The 5,421-nt window shown below is 46.0% G+C and carries 6 protein-coding genes and 1 pseudogene; 6 read left to right on the top strand and 1 reads right to left on the bottom strand.

The features are described 5' to 3' along the window. Positions 1 to 48 precede the first annotated feature (48 nt). Entirely contained in the window at positions 49 to 741 is a 693-nt protein-coding gene (locus tag B5J94_RS13760; protein ID WP_062500932.1) for an aspartate/glutamate racemase family protein, read from the bottom strand. 150 nt (positions 742 to 891) lie between these two features. Between B5J94_RS13760 and B5J94_RS13755 the strand changes: the two genes are divergently transcribed. The 6 genes and pseudogenes from B5J94_RS13755 (at position 892) to B5J94_RS13730 (ending at position 5,300) form a co-directional block, all read left to right on the top strand. Further along, entirely contained in the window at positions 892 to 1,428 is a 537-nt protein-coding gene (locus tag B5J94_RS13755) for a hypothetical protein (protein ID WP_062500934.1), read from the top strand. Further along, positions 1,425 to 2,090, top strand: a complete 666-nt coding sequence (locus B5J94_RS13750) for a PspA/IM30 family protein (protein WP_062500937.1) — start codon at positions 1,425 to 1,427, stop codon at positions 2,088 to 2,090. Before B5J94_RS13755 ends, B5J94_RS13750 begins: the two co-directional genes overlap by 4 nt. Positions 2,091 to 2,260: 170 nt before the next feature. After that, positions 2,261 to 2,929, top strand: coding sequence for a YqiJ family protein (locus B5J94_RS13745; protein ID WP_062500939.1), 669 nt, complete (start codon positions 2,261 to 2,263; stop codon positions 2,927 to 2,929). Between the two features lie 79 nt (positions 2,930 to 3,008). Further along, positions 3,009 to 3,286: pseudogene (locus B5J94_RS13740) on the top strand (BrnT family toxin). Then, on the top strand, positions 3,273 to 3,560 hold the full coding sequence (locus B5J94_RS13735; RefSeq protein ID WP_062500941.1) for a BrnA antitoxin family protein: 288 nt from the start codon (positions 3,273 to 3,275) through the stop codon (positions 3,558 to 3,560). Before B5J94_RS13740 ends, B5J94_RS13735 begins: the two are co-directional and overlap by 14 nt. A 9-nt stretch (positions 3,561 to 3,569) precedes the next feature. After that, positions 3,570 to 5,300, top strand: a complete 1,731-nt coding sequence (locus B5J94_RS13730) for a flotillin family protein (protein ID WP_062500942.1) — start codon at positions 3,570 to 3,572, stop codon at positions 5,298 to 5,300. Positions 5,301 to 5,421 lie beyond the last annotated feature (121 nt).

The raw sequence follows: 5,421 nt of genomic DNA, 5'->3' as shown, positions 1-5,421 counted from the left end.
TTTTGGGGTGCGGTTCAATTATCGTTTGCCCTTTTTTAATTTTATATTTCAATCTTTTAAAATAAACTCTACCGCCATTTGTGCGTGTAAATATGCCGTATCAAACACAGGCAAATCCAAATCATCCTGTCCGATAAGCAAACCGATTTCGGTACACCCCAAAATCACGCCTTTTGCCCCTTGTTCTTTTAAGCGGTTGATGATGTTCAGATAAGTTTGTTTTGAGCTGTCTTTTATCACGCCCACGCACAATTCATCAAAAATAATGCGATGAATGTCCGCCCGTTCGCTGTCGCTCGGCACAAGGCAGTCAATACCAAAACTTGCCAAGCCATTTTTATAAAAATCCTGCTCCATGACAAATGCCGTCCCAAGCAGTGCTACTTTATCAAAACCTTTGGCACAAATGGCGTGGGCGGTGGCGTCAATAATGCTCAAAAACGGCACATTTATCGCCTGAACAATGGCAGGGGCAACCTTGTGCATGGTATTGGTGGCAAGTAAAATGCCGTCCGCTCCAATGGATTGTAGTTTGACCGCCATGTCCGCCAAAATCTCCCCTGCCGTCTGCCAATCGCCCAATCTTTGGCAATCAACAATCTTTTGAAAATCAACGCTATACACTATCACAGGGGCGGTGGTATTTGCCCCTTTGGCGTGATTGACGGTGTCGTTGATGACTTGATAATAAGTGGTGGTGCTGGCAGGCGACATTCCGCCCAAAATTCCTAAGGTTTTCATAAGGTTGTTCCTTTGTAAAAGAGTGGCTATTATAACAGAATTGGTTTAAAATTTTATCAAATAACAATTTTTCTCAAAACCACTTGACAAACCGTCCACGATAGATTATATTCGTATGCAAATGAATACAAAATAAATACAGGTGTCTGTATGCCAAATACGCCAAGTAATAGCCGAGTGCCGATAAGTGTCCGCATTAGCCAAGAAGATGCTGATTTTATTGCCAGTTTACAGATACAAGGGGCGAATACACCGTCCGATAAAATCCGTGAATTGCTCCGCCAAGCACGCACCTTGCATACCCAAGGGCAAGATTATGAAACCAGTCTATCGCTTGCCGAGCAACAGCTTTACACCGCTCGCCATGAGATTTTGGCACTTGAAAAAGAGCTGAGTGTACATTCGCACATTGTGGCGAGAATTTTTGAGATTTTGCCCGATTTGGTGGCAACCATGATGGCGGACTACCCCAAAACGTGTGACAAATCCGCCCTTGTCAATTTTGAAAAACAGGCGATGTGGCGAGTGGTTCGCCTAATGGACAGCGTGTTACAGCTTGCCGTTACGGGCAAAGGAGCGGGCTATGATGACAGCGTGCTGGACGAGCTGGATAATACGTTACAGTTGGCGAATTTGATTTATCAACACACCCAAACCAACACCCAACCCATAAGGAAAAAACCATGAGCGAAACCCTATCTTATCGTGTCGGTCGCCTAGTCAGTGGCGGATTTCATGCCATGCTGGACAAAGCCGAAGATTTCGCCCCAATGGTCGCCTTTAACGAAAACTTGCGTGAGCTTGATAAGGCGATTGATGAAGTGCGTGGCGAGCTTGGTAAAGTGGTCGCCCAAAAGCACCTAGCCAGCAAAAAACTGAACGATGAAAACACCCGCCACGAAAGCCTAAACGACAGTATCATGACGGCGGTCAATGTGGGGCGAGACGATTTGGCACAGGTGGGCATTGCCGAGCAAATGGATATTGAGGCACGCATTCCCGTGCTTGAAAACACCATTGCCGACTGCACCGACAAAGAAAAAGAGCTAGAAGGCTTTATCATCGCCCTGCAAGCCAAACGCCGTGAGATAAGCCTGGCCATTGAGCAATACCAGCAGACGGTAGCAACAAGCGGTGCAAATGGGCAGACGATTGGTGCAAGCAGTCTTGATAAAATCGCCCAACGAGCCGACAAAGCGTCTAACGCCTTTGACCGCACCATGAGCCGTCAAACAGGCATGGCACACAGCACAGGCGGTAATGGCAATGCCCAAAGTCTAAAAGAGCTTGAAGAGCTTGCTAGAAATAATCGTATTGCCGAGCGGTTGGCACAATTAAAAATGAAATAGGGTTTGTTTTTTAAAATGAATATTTGGTGGGGGTGAATTTAATCATTGGGCGAATGTGATTCGTCCCCACAATATCCCATTTTTATTTAAATTTAAACCTGTTTTTATTTAACTATTTTTTATTTAACCATTCCATTAAAAATTGCCAATAATTAGTTATAAGGATAATCATGCTTGATTTAATTTTTGCACCCCAAAACTTTATATTCGGTGTGGCAATTACGCTGATGTTTTTGTTATTTATCCTAGAAATTGTGGCATTGATGATTGGTGGGGCAAATGATTGGGTGGACGGATTTTTGCCCGACAGTTTGACCGAAGCTCATGCCGAGATTGGCATTGATAGCCCAAGTGTGGAGACGGGCGTATTTATCCGCTTTTTAAGCTGGCTATATGTTGGCAAAATACCGCTACTTATGCTTATGGTGGTGTTTTTGGCGGTATTTGGATTGACGGGGTTTATTTTTCAGTCGGTGGTATATAGCCTGTTGGGATTTTATTTGCCAAAAATCATTGCCGTGATTGTCGTGTGGTTTTTAAGTTTGCCCATTGTCCGCCTATTTGCCAAAGGACTATACAACATCCTACCCAAAGATGAGACAACCGCCATTGACAGCAAAGAGCTGGTCGGACGTGTGGGCGTGGTTGTGCTGGGCAATGCCACGGCTAATGAGTCCGCCCAAGTACGAGTTAAAGACACGCACGGGCAGACGCATTATGTCATGGTGTTTGCCGATACCGATGAGACTTTAACACAAGGCGAGACGGTGCTATTGGTGTCGCAGGCGGGTGTTAATTTTCGGGCGATAAAGAATGTAAATGGGGTGTTGGTGGATTGACAGTAATTTTTGTCATTGCTAAAATGTCATTACAAAAATGTAGTTACAATTTTGTAATTATAAAGTGAGATGAGCCAAGATGATTTTTGAATGGGACGATAACAAAAATCGGATAATAAGCAAAAACACGGTGTGAGTTTTGAGACAGCAAGCCGTATTTTTCTTGACCCGTTTTTGATTGTTACCGAAGACACAGCCCACAACGAAGTGCGGTGGCTTGGGGTGGGGAGCGTGGACGGCGTGGTGGTGCTACTTGTTGTACATACGCACACCGACACAGACGGCACCGAAGTTATCCGCATTATTTCAGCACGCAAACTGAGCAAAGGGGAGATAGAACGCTATGGCTATTGTTAGAAAATCCTTAGATGACCTAAAACGCACGGCAATTGATACCGATGAATTGGTAACATTAAAAGCAATGCGTGATGATGAGATTGATTATGACGACATTCCGCCATTGACAGACGCTCAAATTGCCAATTTTAAATTATATAAACCAACCAAACAACAAGTTACGCTAAGATTGGATAGCGATGTGCTTGCCTGGCTAAAAAAAGACGGCAAGGGTTATCAAACTCGTGCTAATCAGCTATTAAGACAACTCATGTTAAAAGAACTAAACGCATAAGGAAAAATTATGAACCTAATCTCAATTCTTATCACCGCAGGGGTGATTTTGGTTGCCCTAGTCATCTTAGGCTTAATTTTGACCCGCCTGTATCGCCGTGCCAGCAAGGAAGTGTCCTTTGTGCGGACAGGTTTTGGTGGCGAAAAAGTGATTGTAAATGGCGGTGCGATTGTCCTGCCTGTCTTGCACGAGGTGATTCCTGTCAATATGAACACGCTACGCCTTGAAGTACGCCGTGCGTCCGAGCAGGCACTCATCACCAAAGACCGTATGCGTGTGGACGTAACCGCCGAGTTCTATGTGCGTGTCAAACCTACTGCCGAATCCATTGCCACAGCCGCCCAGACCTTGGGCATGAAAACGATGTCGCCACAGGATTTAAAAGATTTGGTGGAGGGTAAATTTGTGGATAGCCTGCGTGCCGTTGCTGCCGAAATGGCAATGGAAGAGCTACACGAAAAGCGGGTGGATTTTGTGCAAAAAGTTCAGCAGGTCGTTTCAGAAGATTTGTTCAAAAACGGCTTGGAGCTTGAAACGGTGTCCTTGACAGGGCTTGACCAGACGGGATTTGAGTATTTTAATCCCCAAAACGCTTTTGACGCTGAGGGTTTGACACGCTTGACCGAGACCATTGAGATTCGCCGTAAAAAGCGAAACGACATTGAGCAAGACACCGATTTGGCGATTAAAACCAAAAATTTGGAAGCCGAACGCACCCGCCTACAAATCTTGCGTGAAGAAGAGTACGCCAAGCTAGAACAAGAGCGTGAGATTGAGATTCGTAAAGCCGAGCAAGAGCGAGAAATTGCCGTTCGCCGTGCCGAGCAGACGGCTGAGATTGCCAGTCAAGAAGCAAGCAAACAACGAGAAGCCGAAGAAGCTCAAATTGCCGCCAAGCGTGAAGTGGATTTGAAAAAAATCCTAGCCGAGAGAGACATTGAAAACGAAAAAATCCAAAAAGAACAACGCATTGAGCAAGCCGAAGTGGAACGTAAAAAGGCGATTGAGCTTGCCGAACAAGACCGTGCCATTGCCGTTGCTGAAAAATCCCGTGCCGAGAGCGAAGCCAAAGCCCAAGCCGACAAAGCACGAGCGGCAGCTGTCAAAGAAGAAGAGAGCGTGATTACCGTGCGTGAGACCGAGCGAGCCGAGCGTGCTAAGGCGGTGGAGCTCATCTCGGCAACCGAGCTTGCCCAAAAAGATGCGATTGCCATTACGGTTGCCGCCGAAGCCCAAAAACAAGCGTCCATTGACCAAGCTGAGGCGGTGCGTATCAGTGCCGAAGCCGAAGCGGAGAAATTACGCTTGCAAGCCAAAGGTGAGGCGGACGCTCAGATTCTGCTTGCCGAAGCCAAAGAGCGTCAATATCAGGTGGATGCAGACGGGACAAAAGCGGTCAATGAAGCGTCCAACGTGCTGTCAAGCGAGCAGATTGAGATGCAAATTCGCCTTGCCCTGCTCAAACACTTGCCCGAGATTATCCGTGAAAGTGTCAAGCCTATGGAAAATATTGATGATATTAAGATTTTGCAAGTCAATGGCTTGGGCGGTTTTGGGGCAAGCGGTGAGACAAGCGATACCACAGCAAATGCTAGCCTTGCCGACCAAATGGTCAATTCTGCCCTGCGGTATCGTAGCCAAGCCCCACTTGTGGACAATCTATTAAAAGAGATTGGATTAAATGGGGCGGACATTAACGGACTAACCAACGGACTGGATAAAGGCGTGAATAAAGACTAAATCAAAAATGGCAAAAACCCACAATGGTAAGTTGTGGGTTTTTGTTGGGTGTTGTTGCTGGGAGGTGAATTGCAATTTTTCCTTTGTTTTAATTTGTTATTTGGGCGAATGTGATTCGCCC

Source organism: Moraxella lacunata, from assembly GCF_002027545.1.
Lineage (GTDB): Bacteria > Pseudomonadota > Gammaproteobacteria > Pseudomonadales > Moraxellaceae > Moraxella > Moraxella lacunata.
The sequence above is the reverse complement of the archived record's forward strand: the minus strand, read 5'-3'. Positions and strand labels throughout refer to the sequence as shown.